This is a genomic window from Flavobacterium hydrocarbonoxydans (assembly GCF_009789235.1).
GTDB classification, from domain to species: Bacteria; Bacteroidota; Bacteroidia; order Flavobacteriales; family Flavobacteriaceae; genus Flavobacterium; species Flavobacterium hydrocarbonoxydans.
In genome coordinates, this window is sequence record NZ_WSTB01000008.1 from 102,501 (window position 1) to 122,404 (window position 19,904).

A 19,904-nucleotide genomic window follows, 5' to 3' on the forward strand; every position below is an offset into this window, starting at 1 on the left:
AGGCGAAAAAATATAAGACTGGGGGCTTTAACACAAATTTATAAAAAAAACCTGTAAAACCCTAATAAATAGACTGATTATTAGGTAGTTACACTTTAAGCAAAAATCAAACGCAACTGTTTGATTTTTAATTAATTACATATAAGAAATAAAATTCTTATAAAAAATAATGAAATTAAATTAACAATCTATCAGATTTTTGAAAAAATATCAGCAGGTGAAAAATCGTAAATGAAAAGAAATTACTTCATAAAAAGAATATTTCGTTTCAAACCTTCGAACTTGGTTCTTTTAATTGGGGAATTTTTGAAAACGATTCTAAAAGTCTCTTCTGTCATTTCTGTCCAGTCTTTTTTAGTAAAAGAAAGTAAGTCAGGATTGGGATTGAATAATGGTTCTGAGTGTGATTTTGAGAATCGATTCCAGGGGCAAACATCCTGGCAGGTATCACAACCAAACATCCAATCATCAAATTTTCCTTTCATTTCATGAGGAATATTTTCTTTTAGTTCGATGGTAAAATACGAGATACATTTACTACCATCTACCACATAAGGAGCCACAATTGCCTCGGTTGGACAAGCGTCAATACAAGCCGTGCAAGAACCACAATGATCAGTTGTCGCGTAATCATATTCCAGATCAAGGTCTAGAATAAGCTCGGCAATAAAATAAAAAGAACCTACTTTTTGAGTTAATAAATTGCTGTTTTTTCCTCTCCAGCCCAAACCGCTTTTGGCAGCCCAAGCTTTATCCAAAACGGGTGCAGAATCTACAAATGCTCGGCCTGAAACCTCACCAATATTCTCTTGAATGGAATGCAGTAACTCTTTTAATTTTTCTTTGATGACAAAATGATAATCTTGTCCGTAAGCATATTTGGAAATTTTGAAACTCTCTGAATTTTGAGCTTCGGAAGGATAATAATTTAATAAAAGTGAAACCACACTTTTTGCATCATCAACTAACAGGGTCGGGTCAAGACGCTTGTCAAAATGGTTTTCCATATAGGACATTTGCCCATGATGATTGTTATTGAGCCAGGCTTCTAATCTTGGCGCTTCTTCTTCCAGAAAACCAGCTTTAGATATACCACAAGAAAGAAAACCAAGTCTTTTTGCTTCGGATTTTATGAATTTTGAATATGTTTCTTTCGAATTTATCAATGCTAAATGTTATATGAAACGAAATGCCTAGCCCAGACAGAAACGGCATCCTTTGCTTGCCTTCTTTAGGCAGGCAAAGATATAGTGGATGGCTGGAAAAAGCTCCTAAATTAAAATAATCCGCCTTGAATATTGGTATTGATTTTTCCTAAATGTTTATACGCTTTATCAGTCACTTCACGCCCGCGAGGAGTTCGCATGATAAATCCCTCCTGAATCAGGAACGGCTCATAGACTTCTTCGATTGTTTCGCTACTTTCGGATACTGCTGTCGCCAATGTCGAAAGTCCAACGGGTCCTCCTTTGAATTTATTGATAATGGTTAACAGAATTTTGTTATCCATTTCGTCAAGACCATGAGCATCGACATTCAGGGCTTTTAAGGCGTAACGGGCAATTTCTATGTCAATTGTTCCGTTGCCTTTTATTTGCGCAAAATCACGGACCCTACGTAATAAAGCATTAGCAATACGAGGTGTTCCACGACTACGGCCCGCAATTTCGATGGCAGCGTCCAATGAAATAGGCATTTTTAATATTGATGCACTTCTTTCGACAATTGTTGTTAAAAGTTCGGTGGTATAATATTGTAAACGTGATGAAATTCCGAAACGAGCACGCATTGGAGCAGTAAGTAATCCTGAACGAGTTGTAGCGCCAATAAGCGTAAAAGGATTCAGATTGATTTGAACTGTTCTGGCATTTGGGCCCGATTCGATCATAATATCAATCTTGAAATCTTCCATTGCCGAATATAAATATTCTTCGACAATTGGGCTTAAACGATGAATTTCATCAATAAACAAAACATCTCTTTCGTCAAGATTGGTCAGCAATCCAGCCAAATCACCTGGTTTGTCTAAAACTGGTCCAGATGTGATTTTTATACCAACTTCCAATTCATTGGCCAAAATATTAGCCAAAGTGGTTTTCCCTAATCCAGGAGGCCCGTGAAATAAAGTATGATCAAGTGCTTCGCCACGCTGATTAGCGGCTGCAACAAAAACTTTTAAGTTCTCTAATACCTGATCTTGTCCCGCAAAATCATCAAATGACAGCGGACGCAATCTTTTTTCGAGATCTAATTCTTCTGGGTTATATCCTTTTGTAGTCGGGTCTAGATTTTCATTCATCTTACAAAGATAAACAAAGTAATCAGTTTGTAAAATAGATAAATTTCAAATAAAAAAGGAAATCCCAATACTTTAAATTTCAAATTTGAACTGAAACTGGAATTTAAAGTATTGGAATTTATAATCCATTTGTAATAAAACAAAAAAAGACCATCTTTTCAGATGGTCTTTTTTAAAATATTTTTAGTGATGTAAAACTTCTTCACCTTCTTTCATTGGTACATTTTGCGGTACAAAATCTACATCATGATTTGGATTACTGTAGTCATACGGCCAACGGTACACATGAGGAATTTCACCTGGCCAGTTACCGTGAATATGTTCTACCGGAGTAGTCCACTCAAGAGTAGTTGATCTCCATGGATTTTGAACTGCTTTCTTACCGTAGAAAATACTACTAAAGAAATTGTACAAGAATACCAATTGGAAAGCTCCTCCGATTAATGCAAACATTGTAATTAAAACGTTTACGTTTTGTAAATCGTCAAACAATGGGAAATTTGTATTTGTATAATAACGTCTTGGTAAACCAGCTAATCCGATAAAGTGCATTGGGAAGAAAACTCCGTAAGCACAAACTGCTGTTACCCAAAAGTGAATATATCCTAAATTTTTGTTTAACATTCTTCCGTACATTTTAGGGAACCAGTGGTAAATACCAGCAAACATTCCGTAAAGTGCAGAGATACCCATTACTAAGTGAAAGTGAGCAATTACGAAGTACGTATCGTGAACGTTAATATCTAAAGTACTATCTCCTAAAATGATCCCTGTTAAACCTCCAGTGATGAAAGTAGAAACCATTCCGATAGAGAACAGCATAGCAGGGTTAAATTGTAAGTTACCTTTCCATAAAGTTGTAATCCAGTTGAACGCTTTTACAGCAGATGGAATTGCAATCAATAATGTAGTAAAAGTAAATACCGATCCTAAGAAAGGATTCATTCCTGAAAGGAACATGTGGTGACCCCAAACAATAGTTGATAAAAACGCAATGGCAAGAACAGACATAATCATCGCTCTGTATCCGAAGATTGGTTTACGAGAATTCGTAGCCATAATTTCAGAAACAAGACCCATTGCTGGTAAGATTACAATGTAAACCTCAGGGTGTCCTAAGAACCAAAATAAGTGCTCAAATAAAACTGGAGAACCACCTTGATAGTGTAAAACCTCTCCTGCAATATAAATATCAGACAAGAAAAATGAAGTTCCAAAACTTCTATCAAAAATCAATAATAATGCAGCAGACAATAATACTGGAAAGGAAATAACACCAATAATAGCTGTTACAAAAAATGTCCAGATTGTTAATGGAAGTCTAGTCATAGACATTCCTTTTGTTCTTAAGTTGATAACAGTTACGATGTAGTTCAAAGATCCCATTAATGAAGATGCAATGAAAATAGCCATAGAAACTAACCATAAAGTCATACCTGTTCCAGAACCTGGAATCGCTTGTGGTAAAGCACTTAATGGTGGATAAATTGTCCAACCTGCAGAAGCTGGTCCAGCCTCAACAAATAAAGACGATAACATTATTACAGCAGACAAGAAAAACAACCAGTATGAAATCATATTCATAAATCCGGACGCCATATCTCGGGCTCCAATTTGAAGTGGAATAAGTAAGTTACTAAAAGTACCACTTAATCCGGCTGTCAAAACAAAGAATACCATGATGGTACCATGAATTGTAACCAAAGCCAGATAAATATCATTAGCCATTACACCATCCGGTGCAAATTTATCTCCTAATAAAACATTAAAGATTTTAAAAGACTCTTCAGGCCACGCCAATTGCATTCTAAAAAGTAAAGACATTGCAATACCAATAACTCCCATTATAATACCTGTAATCAGGTATTGTTTAGCAATCATTTTGTGATCAATACTAAAAATATATTTAGTAATGAAAGTGTCTTTATGATGATGATGTTCGTGCTCGTGATCGTGTCCGTGATCGTGTGCTTCTGCTGACATATATGTATACTTTAAATTTTCTTAATAAATATTATTTCATAGCCACTTTAGCTACAACAGCTTTTACTGTATCGATAACTGCTTTCACAGTATCTTTTGCGATACTACTATCTTTCGCAACTTCTGTACCTTCAGCTGGTTTTTCCGCAGCCGCAGCAGCTTTAATATCTTGTGCTAAACTTGTTTTTTCACTTAACCATTTTTTGTAATCAGCTGGCGAATCAACAACAACTTTCATTTGCATGTTGTAATGCGAAGCACCACAAATTTTATTACATAATAATAAATAATCAAATGTATAAGGATCTAAAGCAGTTCCACCTTTAGCAACTAAATCAGCACTCTTTTGAGCTCTAAGTTTGTTGATATTTGAAACTTTTTCAACCATAAATGGTAACTCTCTGTATTCTGCAGTAGTATAAGTTGGCACAAAAGCAAACTCAGTAACCATTCCGGGAACACAGTTCATTTGCGCTCTAAAGTGAGGGAAATAAGCTGAGTGCAATACGTCCTGAGAACGCATTTTGAAATGTACTTTTTTACCTTTTGGTATATGCAATTCAGAAACTACGATATCATCCTGAGCATTAGGATCAGACATATCTACACCTAAAGTGTTTATACCTTCGATTAAACGAACGTTTGCTTTTCCTAAAACATTATCTGGACCAGCATATCTGGCAGTCCATTTAAATTGTTGTGCATATAATTCGATTTCGATTACATCTTCATCTTTGTCAACAAACATAATATTGTTCCAAGCATACAATCCGTAAAGAATCAAAACAGCTAAAACAACAGATGGAATAATACTCCAGATTGCTTCTAATTTATTGCTATCAGCAAAGAATAATGCTTTTTTATCTTTGTTCCCTTTGTATTTGAAAGAAAACCAATATAATAAACCTTGAGTAATAACTTGAACAGTAAAGATTAATACCCAAGTAATATTCATCAAACTATCTACTAAAGTACCATGCTCAGAAGCCGGTGTATGAAGTGCTAAATGCCCCCATTTTAGTAAACCGTATATCGTGAAGATATAAATGAATGCCAAAAAGCCAAACATAATATATCCCTGAATATTATTGTCATTATCTGATGCAACTTGCGAATCGTCCGAAGAAGATCCTACTTGAGTAAGATCAAATATCTTGGTCAATTGCCACAATGCAACTGCTAATAAAACTAAAACTATAATTACCAACAAACTTGTCATCTGTTTATTTCTTTAAATATTAATAATGAAAATGTTTACTCTCTTCTATAAGAGGATTTCTTTTTGCTAACAAAGGAGACTTACTCAATGCAGTAAACACTACGAAAATAAATAAACCTAAGAAGAAAAGAATAGATGCAATTTCAGAAACTCCAATAAACCATCTGTCACCAACTGTACCAGGCATAATCATATTAAAGAAGTCAACATAGTGTCCTAATAAGATAACAATACCAGCCATAACAATAACCCAGTTAAGACGTTTGAAATCTGTATTGATTAATATCAATAATGGGAAAACAAAATTCATAACTACAGCTCCAAAGAAAGGCAAGTTGTATAATTGAATTCTCGTAACGAAATAAGTAACCTCTTCAGGAATATTAGCGTACCAGATCAACATAAATTGTGAGAACCATAAATACGTCCAGAAAACACTAATACCAAACATGAATTTTGCTAAATCGTGGATGTGGCTTGTATTTACATATTCTAAATATCCTTTAGATTTTAAATAAATAGTAACTAATGCGATAGTAGTAATACCACTTACAAAGAAAGAAGCAAATACATACCATCCAAATAAAGTACTGAACCAGTGTGGATCAAATGACATAATCCAATCCCAAGACATGATAGACTCAGAAACAATAAAGAATACTAAAAATCCAGCAGATAATTTAAAATTCTTTTTGTAGAAGAAATCATCATTAGCTTCGTCCTGAGCTAAACAGTTTTTTCTTGAATAGTGACGGTATAAGTTCCATCCTAATAAAAATACTCCCGCTCTAACAATCCAAAATGGAAAGTTTAAATATCCAGATTTACCAGCAATAATAGCATCATAATTTGCATGTGTAGGATCTGTAACTCCTTCACCTAACCAAACAAATATATGATTAAAGTGTAATCCGCAAAGCACAAGAATAATAAAGAAAATGATAGAACCAGCAGGCAAATAAGCTGTGATACCCTGCATAACTCTAAACAATACAGGAGACCAACCTGCCTGAGCAACTTGTTGAATAGCATAAAAAGCTAAAACTCCCATTGAAAGTAACAAGAAGAAAATACAAGCTACATACAAAGCAGACCAAGGTTTGTTTTGCAATTGGTGTAAAACATGTTCTGCGTGCGCTTTAGGATCATGCTCCTCATGAGAAACTTCCTCATGTTTTTCAGCTTTTACTTCATGTTTAGCAACAGTAGTCTCTGCAACAGCTACTTCATGTGCTTCTTCAGCTTTTACTTCGTGAGCAACTTCCGCATTGGCAACAACTGAATCTTTATTTGCAACAACTGAATCAGCCGTTACAGCAACTTCAGCATGTGCATCTTTAGCTTCTTCATGATGAACAGCTTCTGGTTTTTCCTCGTGGTGAGTTGCCTCAGCAGATTCCTCATGATGTGCCGGAGCAGCTTCACCATGTCCTCCACCGTGCTCAGATGCTTCTTTTGCAAGAAGAGTTTCTACCTCTTCAATATTTTTAGGAGCGTTTAAAAAACCAAATCCAATCCCTAATATACCAACGGCCATTAGAATGAAAGAAAACGTTTTTAATTTACTTGAAAATGTGTACATATCTATTACGATCAGTTTGTTCAACAATTATAATTGGCTTTTTAGTTTTAGAACATAGTCAGCAACTAACCAACGTTCGTGGGCACTTAATTGATTTGCATGTGAACCCATTGCATTTAAACCATAAGTTTCAACGTGAAAGATACTTCCTTCAGTAATAACTCTGTCTTTATAGCTAGGTACTCCAAGAAATTTCTCTCTCTCAACCAATTTACCTTTACCGTTTCCAGAAGCACCATGGCAACTCATACAGTAAATTTCGAAAAGTTCTTTTCCTTTTTCAGAAGCTTTTTCTTCTTCTGTCAAAGGTGATTTTAAATTAGCTTTAGCTAATTCGTAACCAGCAGTTGAATTTTCATATTCATAAGGCTCAAAACCTCTATTGATACTTCCTTCAGCAGGAAGTTGTCCTTCTTTTCCACCTTTAAATACAGAAGCTTCAGAATACGTTTCATATCCTACAGATTCATACATATTAGGGAAGTACTGATAGTTCGGTGCCGAATTATTGTGGCAAGATGAAACTAAAATAGTTATACCAACTAAAAGTGTTATTTTATATATCCTTTTCATAGCTACAATTAATTCTTTTCAATTACTTTAACTTCAACAGCTCCTGTACCTTCGAAAAAAGAAACAAGTTCTGCTTCGTTATCGTTTACAGCAACTTCCATCAAAAAATGGTCATCTGTTGTTCTTACATCAGGGTTTTCCGCTTCTTTAAATGGCCATAATCTACTTCTCATATAAAAAGTAATAACCATTAAGTGAGCTGCAAAAAATACCGTCATCTCAAACATAATAGGCACAAAAGCAGGCATATTTTGAATGAAACTAAAACTTGGTTTTCCACCGATATCCTGTGGCCAATCATGAATCATAATATAACTCATCATCGTTGTTGCAACAGAAATACCTACGCATCCGTATAAGAAAGCACAAATTGCTAATCTTGTTGGCGCTAGACCCATTGCTTTATCCAATCCGTGAACTGGGAATGGAGTAAAAACCTCTTCAATATGATGATGTGCAGCTCTGGTTTTCTTTACTGCATCCATCAAAATATCATCGTCATTATAAATGGCGTATATTACTTTATTACTCATGGTGTGAATCTTTATTTGCTCTTTCTCTAATGTAATTATCTCCTGTTGCTTTCAAAATAGTTTTAACTTCGGCCTGAGCAATTACAGGGAATGTTCTAGAATATAATAAGAATAACACGAAGAAGAAACCAATTGTTCCGATAAAAATTCCAATATCAACAAATGTTGGTGAAAACATTGTCCAAGAAGATGGAAGGTAATCTCTATGTAAAGAAGTAACAATAATTACGAATCTTTCAAACCACATTCCGATGTTTACTACAATCGAAATTACAAATGAAAACATGATACTTGTTCTTAATTTTTTGAACCACATAAATTGTGGAGAGAAAACGTTACAAGTCATCATTGCCCAATATGCCCACCAGTAAGGTCCAGTAGCTCTGTTTAAGAATGCATATTGCTCATACTCTACACCTGAATACCAAGCTACAAATAACTCAGTGATGTAAGCCACACCAACGATAGAACCTGTAATCATGATAATGATGTTCATCAATTCGATATGTTGTAATGTGATATACGCTTCAAGGTTAGAAACTTTTCTCATTACGATCAACAAGGTATTTACCATTGCAAACCCTGAGAATACCGCTCCTGCAACGAAGTATGGAGGGAAAATTGTTGTGTGCCATCCCGGAATTACAGAAGTAGCAAAGTCCATAGATACAATAGTGTGTACAGAAAGTACAAGTGGAGTAGCTAAACCTGCAAGAACTAAAGAAACTTCTTCAAAACGTTGCCAGTCTTTTGCTCTACCGCTCCATCCAAAACTTAATATAGAATAAACTCTTTTTGTAAAAGGAGTTACAGCTCTATCACGTAGCATTGCAAAATCAGGTAATAAACCAGTCCACCAGAAAACTAATGATACTGAAAGATAAGTAGAGATTGCGAATACGTCCCAAAGTAATGGTGAGTTAAAGTTTACCCAAAGAGATCCAAATTGATTTGGAATAGGTAAAACCCAGTATGCTAACCACGGACGGCCCATGTGAATAATTGGAAATAAACCTGCTTGAACAACAGAGAAAATAGTCATTGCTTCTGCTGAACGGTTAATCGCCATTCTCCAACGTTGACGGAAAAGTAATAATACTGCAGAAATTAATGTTCCTGCGTGACCAATACCAACCCACCAAACAAAGTTTGTGATATCCCAAGCCCAACCTACTGTTTTATTTAATCCCCAAGTTCCGATACCGGTAGATACGGTGTAAATTATACAGCCTAATCCCCAAAGGAAGGCTATTAATGCGATTGAAAATACAATCCACCACTGTTTGTTTGCAGGGCCTTCAACAGGCGCAGCTACATCTACTGTTACATCATGATAAGTTTTATCACCTATAACTAAAGGTTTTCTAATACTTGAATCGTATATATGAGACATAATCCTTTAAATTGATTTTTAATATTTCTTAAGTATTTCTAACTTTAACGTGGTAAACCACATTAGGTTTTGTTCCAACATGCTCCAACAAGTGGTATGATCTTTCGTCAGCAGCTAATTTAGCTACTTTACTATCTTTATCATTAACATCTCCAAAGATCATTGCTCCAGAAGAACAAGCATTAGAACAAGCTGTTTGGAATTCTCCATCAGCAACTGGGCGTCCTTCATTTTTCGCTTTTAACTTAGTAGCTTGTGTCATTTGGATACACATAGAACATTTTTCCATAACTCCACGAGAACGAACGTTTACGTCTGGATTTAATACCATACGCCCTAAATCATCATTCATGTGGTAATCGAATTCACTGTTTTTGTTATACAAGAACCAGTTGAAACGACGTACTTTATAAGGACAGTTGTTAGCACAGTAACGAGTACCAACACATCTGTTGTATGCCATATGGTTTTGACCTTCACGACCGTGAGATGTAGCAGCAACTGGACAAACTGTCTCACATGGCGCGTGATTACAGTGCTGACACATAACTGGCTGGAAAGCTACCTGAGGGTTCTCACCTGCTTTTTCCATTTCATTAAATGTAGATAATGAACTAGACAAACCTGCGATACCTTCTTTTCTTTCATTATCTCCTTCAAAAGTACTTTCAGAAGAATAATATCTGTCAATACGCAACCAGTGCATATCACGACTTCTTCTTACCTCTGCTTTACCTACAACAGGAACGTTGTTTTCAGCATGACAAGCAATAACACATGCTCCACATCCAGTACAAGCGTTTAAGTCGATTGAAAGATTAAAGTGATGTCCCGTAGTACGATCAAATGATTCCCATAAATCAACAGTTGTAGCTTTTACTTCCTGGTGATCCAAAGATACCATTGGTTGTTCGTTCCAATGTTCAGCATCTTTTGTATTGAAGATTTCAAGAGTAGTTTCTTTGATAATATCTCCTCTACCCATTAATGTTTTCTGACCCTGAACACAAGCAAATTCATGCTCTCCTCCAGCTTTCGCAATAGATACAGATTGAACACTATTGAAGTTTTTATATAAAGAGTAAGCATTTAAACCTACCATCATTTCTTCTTTCAAAGCAGCTTTACGACCGTAACCCACAGCTAAACCTACTGTACCAACAGCTTGACCTGGCTGAACAATTACCGGAACGTTTTCTAACTTAACTCCATCTGCAGTTGTAATTGTAGCATAACTTCCGTTTAAACCTCCGTTTGCAACAATTTCATTAGATAATCCAAGTTTTTTAGCATCTGCATTAGAAACAGTTACATAGTTATCCCAAGAAACTCTTGTGATTGGATCCGGAAACTCTTGTAACCAAGGGTTGTTTGCCTGTTGTCCGTCACCCATACCTGTTTTAGTATATAATACTAATTCGAAATCACCTGCAGATCTTGATTTTGAAAGCGCACTTGCAGCACTAGCAGCATCAACAGCTCCACCGGATAATGCAGTAGAACCAATTACAAAAACACCATCATGTAATACTTTATTCCAAGAAGAACCTGCAGTAATACCAGCTGAATTAGCTTTGATATAATCGTAGAAACTTCCAGGAGTTCCGTTTAATGACAATAAAACGTCTTGAAATTGTTTTGTATTGAAAATAGGACGAATAGTTGGCTGAGTCAAACTATAGGTGCCTTTTGTAATCATAACATCTCCCCAAGCCTCTAAGTAATGAGGTGCTGGAGCAGCAATTGTAGTAAGAGAAGCAGTTTCATCTTCCTTTAAAGAGAATGCCACCGAAGTTTTTACTTTTTTCAATCCAGCTTCAAAAGAAGCAGCATCAGCCAAAGTATAAACAGGATTTACTCCACTCATAATCAAAGTATGAACACTTCCCGCATTCATATCTTTCAATAATTGAGCAACTACAGCATTAGAACCTTTTCTAATTTGTCTTGTACCTGCTGTACTAAAAGCTTCACTAGCCAACGCTTGGTTGATTGCTAATACTAATAATTGTGCATTTTTATCTTCTATACCAGATACTAAAACTCCTTTAGAACCAGCAGCTTTAAGTTGTTGAGCAGCTTTCACTACTTCAGTTTTAAAAGGGCCATCTAAAGAAACAGCCACATTACCACCAACAACAATATTATATATTTGAACTAAAGCTTGTTTTTGATTCGCAATAGTCATCGGAACACGCTTATCAGCAGCAGCTCCAGATAAAGTCATATTTGATTCAAACTGAAAATGACGAGACATTTTTCCGTTTTGAGGAATACGACCTTTGGCATAACCTGAATCATATCCACCACCTTGCCAGTCTCCTAAGAAATCAGCACCAACAGAAACAATTAAAGAAGCTTTTGAAAAATCGTAATCAACTAAAGCTCTTTCTCCATAAGCAGTTTCAAATGCATCTAAAGCTTCAGAAGAAGAAACAGCATCGTAAACAACGTGTTTTGCATTTGGATTTTTAGCAATAAATTCACCAATTAATTTCTCAGTTGATGGACTTGCCAAAGTATTAGTCAACAATACCACTTGCCCGCCTTTTGCTTTTGCATCAGCAAGACTTGATTTAATTTTTAAATCAACAGCAGACCAGCTACTATCTTTTCCATCCAATTTAGGTTCTTTCAAACGCATACTATCATATAATGATAATATAGACGCATGAATTCTAGCATTGGCTGAAAACTTAGCTCCAGAAATAGTATTGTTATCAATTTTAATTGGACGACCTTCACGAGTTTTCACTAAAAGGTTAGCAAAATCAAAACCATCAAAAACCGTAGTTGCATAATAATCTGCAACACCAGGAATGATTTGTTCTGGTTGTAACACATAAGGGATAGACTTGTGAACAGGACCTTCGCAAGCAGCAAGAGTTACGGCTGCAGTACTAAATCCTACGTACTTTAAAAAGTCACGACGTGAAGTTCCAGATGTAGCTAAAGCATCTGCATTTCCTAAAAATTCATCAGTAGGAATTTCTTCAACAAATTCGTTATTTCTAAGCGCCTCAACAATAGAGCTATTTTCTAGCTCTTCAACACTTTTCCAGTATTTTTTGTTTGATGACATTGTATATAAATATTAAAATCTTAATAATTCGATTAATAGTGGCATTTACCGCATTCTAAACCTCCCATTTGCGCTGCAGTCAATTTCTCTACACCGTATTTTTTAGAAAGTTCAGCATGAATTTTATCATAATATGCGTTTCCTTCCATCTTAACATCAGTTTTTCTATGGCAATCAACACACCATCCCATTGTTAATTTAGAATATTGCTTCATGATTTCAAACTCCTCAACAGGACCGTGACAAGTCTGACATTCAACACCTGCAACATTTACGTGTTGTGAGTGATTGAAATACACGAAATCAGGTAAATTATGAATACGAACCCATTTTACAGGTTGTGTTTTTCCAGTATAAGCTTGTTTTGCTTTATCCCATCCAACAGCATCGTATAATTTTTGGATTTCACCATCGTAGAATGCTTTACTGTACTCAGGAGTAGCAGTAGTTTCAGCAACTTCAGAAATATTTTTATGACAGTTCATACAAACATTTAATGAAGGAATACCAGCATTTTTACTTACACGAGCAGCAGAGTGACAATATTTACAATTGATCTCATTATCTCCTGCGTGAATTTTATGAGAGTAATGAATTGGCTGAATCGGCTCGTAGTTTTGATCTACACCAACTTGCATTAAGAATCCATAAACAAAATATCCACTAGCCAAAAGCAAGAATATAGAAGTAACTAATACCAAGAATTGATTTCTTGCAAAAGCTTTCCAGATTGGAGTTGTAGGCTCTTTAGGAGCAACTTCAATACCATTGTTTTTAGCAACTTTAGTCAAGACTTTGTTTACCATAAACAACATCACAACCAAAATAGCCATTACAAGTGCAAGTGCACCTAAAATAATGTTATTAGAAATCCCACCACCTTCTACATTTGTCCCCGGAGGAGTAGCTTGACCACCCGGTCCTGGCGCAGGCTCAGCTTTTACTTCAGAAGTATAAGCTATAATATTATCAATATCTCCTTCAGATAATTGAGGAAAAGCAGTCATTACCGACTTGTTATTTTCTTCAAAAAGTTTAACCGCAGCAGCATCACCTGACTTAATCATGTCAGAACTATTATGAATCCACTTATAAAGCCAAGCTTTATCGTGTTTATCAGCAACTCCTCTTAAAGCAGGACCTGTTGATTTTGCATCTAATTTGTGACATGCAGCGCAATTTGCATTAAAAAGTTCTTTCCCTTTCACAGGATCACCACCTCCAGTTGCAGCAGGTGCCGCAGCTTCAGGAGCCGCAGGAGCAGCTGGATCTTGAGCAAATGAAGTTAGGGAGAAAATCAGCGTTAGCGATAAGCTAAGCAGCAATTTTCTTGAGATCGAATTATGGTTACCCACCTTTTTCATATAGTATAAATAATTATCTACTAATTTTGGTATGATTTTTTCTGTACCTAAATACAGTCAAAATTGAACACCTTCTTTTAAAACTTGCACAAAAATACGATTTATGAACTATTCTCAAAACCTTAAAATAGTCTTAAATATCAATTTATATCAATTCTAAATAATATTAAAATTTTACATACAAACATTAAATACTATTTTTGCATAAAAACCATCACATTATGAGAATTTTAACCCCTTCGAAAAGAGTTTTCTTTACATTAACAATGATTACTTTAGCTTCTAATATTAATGCTCAAGAGCAAAATGTTAGCTTAAATCAAGACCCTAAATTCGAACAATTACTCAATGAAAAACGTAAAATTAACGCGTCAATTAGTACTAACGATACTTATAAAATTCAAATCTTTAGCGGTAAAAGCGATGAAGCAAAGAAAACGTTATCGGATTTTAAAAGAGAATTTAACACCATTGACGGTACGATTATTTTCAACACACCTAATTACAAAGTAATAGTTGGTAATTTTAAAACCCGAATTGAAGCTGAAAAAAACTTAGCAGAAATTAAACAACGATATAAAAGCGTGTTTTTATTGAAACCTTCGAAATAATATTAAACATATAATTTTCAAAAAAAAGCCACTTTAAAGTGGCTTTTTTTTTGGATTGATTAGATAAAAAGTATGATTATTTCAAGTTATTAAACTCTCCTTGACACGTCTATATCATTCATTTCTATTTCCCTCACTATGAAACAAAGGCCTTTCATCCATCATTAAATAAAATCTACTATTACTTCTTTTTTTATCATAAACGTCAATATAACCTGTCACAGCTTCCAAATACGAAAAAGCAAAAGTTTCCACATAAAAAGAATCTCCCTCTAGATACCTATCTCTAACTCTAAAAAAATGCTCTCTTCATCTGTTGTATAATACATTGTTTTACACTTTTATGATATTATAAAAAAAGCCGCAACTTTCGCAGCGACTTTAAATATATTTTATTGAATTTAAATCATAATTTAGTTGACAACCTTAATTCCGTCAGCCATAAATCGAATTTCTTCTTGAGGCTTAATGATAGCATCAATTTCAGCTTTTGATTTTTTAGCGTCTTTAGCATAATGTTTCAACTCATCAACTGAAGTTATTTTTTTCTCAGCTGTTCCCTCTAAAACAACATTCTTCCCTTTTAATGCGGTAGGAACAAAAAAAGCATAATCTTTCATTTTAACAAAGAAAGAAGAACCATCCTCAGTTTTAATAGACACCCAACATCCTTTTTTAGGACAAACATCAGTCACAACTCCTTTTACTGAAACATTTTCAGCTTTATTAGAATTCTTTAAGTCACTTTCTAATTTTTCAACCGAAATAGCTTTATTTTCAGATGTTTTTGAAATATCGGCGCCATAAAAATCACCCACCAAAGCATTACCTGCTGGCGGAGAACTTTTTTGAACATCTTCCTGTGAAAAAGACACAGACAAAACACTTACAGTAAGAAGCACTGAATACAATAATCGTTTCATAATCAAATAATTTTTATCAAAAATAATACTTATATCTGAAAATAAGCTAAAAAAATATTTTTGTACCACACCAAAACCACTCCACTTCTATTAAAAAACAGCTATAAAAAAAGTCCCAACTCACGTTGGGACTTTACAATATAATGATTGAATTTTATTTCAATTTCTTTTTGATTGCTACTTCGTGGTAAGCTTCAATAACATCTCTTTCTTCGATGTCGTTGTAACCTTTTATCTGAATACCACAATCGTATCCTTTTGAAACTTCTTTAACATCATCTTTGAAACGTTTCAATGCCACAAGTTCACCTGTATGCACTACAACTCCTTCTCTGATAACTCTAATTTTAGAAGTTCTAAGAATTTTACCATCCATAACCATACATCCTGCAATAGAACCCACTTTAGAAATTTTGAAAATCTCACGAATTTCAGCGGTTCCAAGAATTTCTTCTTTCATTTCTGGAGCCAACATTCCTTCCATCGCATCTTTCAAGTCATCGATAGCAGCGTAGATAATAGAATAGTAACGGATATCGATTTCTTCTTTATCAGCCAATTGTCTTGCGTTTCCAGCAGGACGAACGTTAAATCCGATAATAATTGCATCAGAAGCAGAAGCCAACATAACGTCAGTTTCAGTAATTGCTCCAACACCTTTATGTATAATATTAATCTGAACTTCTTCGGTAGATAATTTAGAGAATGAATCTGATAATGCTTCAACAGATCCATCAACGTCTCCTTTAAGGATCACGTTCAATTCTTTAAACTGACCAAGAGCGATACGACGACCAATTTCATCAAGTGTAATATGACGTTGAGTACGTACAGATTGTTCACGCATTAATTGAGAACGTTTTGATGCAATTTGTTTTGCTTCTTTTTCATCTTCAAAAACATTGAACTTATCACCTGCAGTTGCAGCTCCATCTAAACCTAATACAGATACCGGAGTCGAAGGACCAGCTTCTTTAACGATATGTCCACGTTCGTCATGCATAGCTTTAATTTTACCATGATGCTTACCAGCCAACATATAATCTCCAACTTTTAAAGTTCCGTGCTGAACTAAAATTGTTGATACATATCCTTTTCCTTTATCCAAGAAAGCTTCAACCACAGTTCCCTGAGCTGCTTTGTTTGGATTAGATTTTAAATCTAAAATTTCAGCTTCTAATAAAACTTTCTCTAATAATTCTTTTACTCCTGTTCCAACTTTTGCAGAAATATCATGTGACTGAATTTTTCCACCCCAATCTTCAACAAGTAAATTCATACCAGCCAAACGCTCTTTGATTTTCTCAACATTAGCATTTGGTTTATCAATTTTATTGATTGCAAATATAATTGGCACTCCCGCAGCCTGTGCGTGAGAAATCGCTTCTTTTGTTTGTGGCATGATATCATCATCCGCAGCAACAACGATAATAGCGATATCCGTAACCTGAGCTCCACGTGCACGCATCGCGGTAAACGCCTCGTGACCTGGTGTATCTAAGAATGCGATTTTTTGACCGTTATCAAGCGTTACTCCGTAAGCTCCAATGTGTTGTGTAATACCTCCAGACTCACCAGCGATAACATTTTCTTTACGAATATAATCCAGTAAAGATGTTTTACCGTGATCGACGTGACCCATTACAGTAACAATCGGCGCTCTAACCACTAAATCTTCTTCTTTATCTTCGATTACCTCAATAGCATCTTCGATATCTACAGTGATGAATTCAACTTCGTAACCAAATTCATCAGCAACAATAGTCAAAGTTTCAGCATCCAAACGTTGGTTCATGGTAACCATGATTCCAAGAGACATACAAGTTCCAATTACTTTGGTAATCGGCACATCCATCATGATTGCAATTTCACCTACTGTAACGAATTCTGTAACCTTAATAGTTTTACTTCCTTCGTCAAGTGCTCTTTGCTCCTCATCAGATTTCTGACGGTGCGTATCTCTTTTATCTCTTCTGTATTTGGCAGCTTTAGATTTTCCACCTTTACCCTGAAGTTTTTCAAGAGTCTCTCTAATTTGGTTTTTTACTTCCTCTTCAGTAGGCTCTACTTTTGCAACAATAGCCGGACGGTTTCCTTTTACGAATCCCGATCTTGCACTTCTGTTTGCATTAAAACCTCCACCACCACCAGTATTAGGCGTGATTTTGTTAGGATTTGGTGTACCTGGCGCAGTAGCAGGTCTCGGAGCACCTGTTGCACCCGGAGTACCTGGCTTAGGAGCAATTCTTTTACGCTTATTTTTGTTAGCGTTATTGTTTGCACCTGGAGCACCTGGTTTGTTTGGTGTTATCTTAGGATCTTCTTTCTTTTTCTTAGGTTTATTAAATTGAGATAAATCAATTGTTTGACCTGTAAGCGTAGTTCCAGATAATTTTTGATATTGCGTAGTGATTGTTTCTTCAACTACTCCAGACTCAGTTGAAACAACTGGTTCCTGAGCAACTTTAGGCGCTTCCGCTTTTACTTCTTTTTTCTCTGTAATAATAGGTTTTTCAACTTTGTCTTGAGCAACAACAGGAGCTTCAACCTTTACCTCTTCTTTTTGAACAGGTTTTTCAACTGGTTTTTCTACTTCTGCCTGAACAACAACTTTAGGCTCTTCAGCTTTAACCGGCTCTTCAGAAGGAGCTACAACAGCAGCAGGCTTCTTTGGATTCAAATCAATTTTACCTACTTGAACAGGTCCTGTTACAACCGCTTTCGCTTTTATAACTTCCTGTTGTTTTTGGCGTTCTTCGTCCTGTCTGCGTTTGTCTTCAATTTCTTTCTCACGTTCTACACGTAATGCCTCTTTTTCTTTCCTTTTCTCTTCTCCTACCTCTTTAGAAGCTTCCTTATTCCCCTTATCGCCCGCAAATTGGCTTTGTAGGATATTAAATTCGCTATCAGAAATTTTTGCATTCGGATTTGCGTCAATAGCAATTCCCTTATCTTTTAGATAATCAACAGCTCTTTCTAACGAAATATTTAATTCCCTTAAAACCTTGTTTATTCTTATTACTCTCTCTTCAGACATATAACCTTTTTATTATTACCTTTTTCGTTGTGTTGTTTGATCAGCTATCTACTAGCTATCAAACTCTTCTTTTAGTATTTTCATAACATCAAGAATTGTTTCCTCTTCTAAATCTGTTCTTCTTACTAAATCTTCTACTTCTTGTTTCAGGATACTTTTTGCAGTATCTAAACCTATCTTAGCAAATTCCTCAATAACCCAGTCTTCGATCTCATCAGAGAACTCAGTTAATTCAACATCATCTTCGTCAGCAGTTGCACCTGCAACATCACCTTCTCTAATAACGTCTAACTCGTAACCCGTTAACTGACCAGCCAATTTAATATTATGACCTCCTCTACCAATTGCTTTAGAAACTTCTTCTAACTTCAAGAATACTTCAGCTCTTTTATTTTCTTCATCAATTTTGATAGAAGAAACTTTTGCAGGGCTTAATGCTCTTGTAATAAACAATTGAATATTACTTGTATAGTTGATTACGTCGATATTTTCGTTTCCTAATTCACGAACAATTCCGTGAATACGAGATCCTTTCATACCCACACAAGCTCCAACAGGATCGATTCTATCATCATAAGAATCTACCGCTACTTTAGCTTTTTCACCTGGAATACGCACTACATTTTTTACTGTAATCAAACCGTCGAATACCTCTGGAATTTCTTGTTCAAACAATTTTTCTAAAAACTTCTCAGAAGTTCTTGACATAATGATTTGAGGTTTATTTCCTTTTAATTCAACGCTTTCAATTATTCCACGAACATTGTCTCCCTTACGGAAAAAGTCAGATGGAATTTGTTTTTCTTTTGGAAGTACAATTTCATTTCCTTCGTCATCAACCAGGATAACTACTCTAGGACGTACGTGGTGTACTTCTGCAGTATAAATATCACCGATAATATCTTTAAATTGTTTGTAAAGATTGGTATTATCGTGCTCGTGAATTTTAGATATTAAGTTTTGACGCAAAGCCAAAATAGCTCTTCTTCCTAAGTCAATCAATTTTACCTCTTCAGAAACTTCTTCACCAATTTCAAAATCAGCTTCAATCATTCTTGCTTCTGTCAAAGTAATTTCTTCATTTTCAAAATCAAGATCTTCGTCAGCAACAATAACTCTTCGTCTCCAGATTTCCATATCTCCTTTATCAGGATTTATGATAATATCGAAGTTATCATCAGAACCGTATTTTTTCTTCAATGCATTTCTAAACACGTCCTCTAAAATTGCCATAAGCGTTACACGATCAATAAGTTTATTATCTTTAAACTCTGAGAATGAATCGATTAATGCTAAATTTTCCAT

14 protein-coding genes are annotated in these 19,904 nt (G+C 35.3%); 1 reads left to right on the forward strand and 13 read right to left on the reverse strand.

Annotated elements, in window-relative coordinates:
- Window positions 1–242 precede the first annotated feature (242 nt).
- The 10 genes from queG to GON26_RS14795 form a co-directional block, all read right to left on the reverse strand.
- Complete coding sequence (queG, locus tag GON26_RS14750) at window positions 243–1,166, reverse strand: tRNA epoxyqueuosine(34) reductase QueG (RefSeq protein ID WP_160375549.1); 924 nt, start codon at window positions 1,164–1,166, stop codon at window positions 243–245.
- A gap of 110 nt (window positions 1,167–1,276) precedes the next feature.
- A complete protein-coding gene (gene ruvB / locus GON26_RS14755) occupies window positions 1,277–2,299 on the reverse strand; it encodes a Holliday junction branch migration DNA helicase RuvB (protein ID WP_160375550.1) in 1,023 nt (340 codons plus the stop codon).
- A 183-nt stretch (window positions 2,300–2,482) separates the two neighbouring features.
- Window positions 2,483–4,282, reverse strand: coding sequence for a cytochrome c oxidase subunit I (locus GON26_RS14760; RefSeq protein WP_160375551.1), 1,800 nt, complete (start codon window positions 4,280–4,282; stop codon window positions 2,483–2,485).
- A 31-nt stretch (window positions 4,283–4,313) separates the two neighbouring features.
- A complete protein-coding gene (locus tag GON26_RS14765; protein WP_160375552.1) occupies window positions 4,314–5,501 on the reverse strand; it encodes a cytochrome c oxidase subunit II in 1,188 nt (395 codons plus the stop codon).
- A gap of 19 nt (window positions 5,502–5,520) precedes the next feature.
- On the reverse strand, window positions 5,521–7,083 hold the full coding sequence (locus GON26_RS14770) for a quinol:cytochrome C oxidoreductase (RefSeq protein WP_160375553.1): 1,563 nt from the start codon (window positions 7,081–7,083) through the stop codon (window positions 5,521–5,523).
- A gap of 27 nt (window positions 7,084–7,110) precedes the next feature.
- The gene (locus GON26_RS14775) at window positions 7,111–7,656 is read right to left on the reverse strand and encodes a c-type cytochrome (RefSeq protein WP_160375554.1); all 546 of its coding nucleotides are present in this window, start codon (window positions 7,654–7,656) and stop codon (window positions 7,111–7,113) included.
- Window positions 7,657–7,664: 8 nt separating this feature from the next.
- On the reverse strand, window positions 7,665–8,189 hold the full coding sequence (locus GON26_RS14780; protein ID WP_041516373.1) for a DUF3341 domain-containing protein: 525 nt from the start codon (window positions 8,187–8,189) through the stop codon (window positions 7,665–7,667).
- Window positions 8,182–9,582, reverse strand: a complete 1,401-nt coding sequence (nrfD, locus tag GON26_RS14785; RefSeq protein WP_160375555.1) for an NrfD/PsrC family molybdoenzyme membrane anchor subunit — start codon at window positions 9,580–9,582, stop codon at window positions 8,182–8,184. Before nrfD ends, GON26_RS14780 begins: the two co-directional genes overlap by 8 nt.
- Before the next feature lie 28 nt (window positions 9,583–9,610).
- Window positions 9,611–12,664, reverse strand: coding sequence for a TAT-variant-translocated molybdopterin oxidoreductase (locus GON26_RS14790; protein WP_160375556.1), 3,054 nt, complete (start codon window positions 12,662–12,664; stop codon window positions 9,611–9,613).
- Between the two features lie 32 nt (window positions 12,665–12,696).
- Window positions 12,697–14,028 (reverse strand): c-type cytochrome, encoded by a 1,332-nt coding sequence (locus GON26_RS14795; protein WP_160375557.1) that lies wholly within the window; start codon window positions 14,026–14,028, stop codon window positions 12,697–12,699.
- Between the two features lie 221 nt (window positions 14,029–14,249).
- Between GON26_RS14795 and GON26_RS14800 the strand changes: the two genes are divergently transcribed.
- Window positions 14,250–14,639, forward strand: a complete 390-nt coding sequence (locus tag GON26_RS14800; protein ID WP_160375558.1) for an SPOR domain-containing protein — start codon at window positions 14,250–14,252, stop codon at window positions 14,637–14,639.
- A gap of 413 nt (window positions 14,640–15,052) precedes the next feature.
- Here the strand turns inward: GON26_RS14800 and GON26_RS14805 are convergent, their stop codons facing one another.
- The 3 genes from GON26_RS14805 to nusA all read right to left on the reverse strand — a co-directional run bounded on the left by GON26_RS14805 (window position 15,053) and on the right by nusA (window position 19,904).
- On the reverse strand, window positions 15,053–15,562 hold the full coding sequence (locus GON26_RS14805) for a DUF4920 domain-containing protein (RefSeq protein WP_160375559.1): 510 nt from the start codon (window positions 15,560–15,562) through the stop codon (window positions 15,053–15,055).
- A 154-nt stretch (window positions 15,563–15,716) separates the two neighbouring features.
- Entirely contained in the window at window positions 15,717–18,599 is a 2,883-nt protein-coding gene (gene infB / locus GON26_RS14810; RefSeq protein WP_160375560.1) for a translation initiation factor IF-2, read from the reverse strand.
- 51 nt (window positions 18,600–18,650) lie between these two features.
- The gene (nusA, locus tag GON26_RS14815; protein ID WP_127337718.1) at window positions 18,651–19,904 is read right to left on the reverse strand and encodes a transcription termination factor NusA; all 1,254 of its coding nucleotides are present in this window, start codon (window positions 19,902–19,904) and stop codon (window positions 18,651–18,653) included.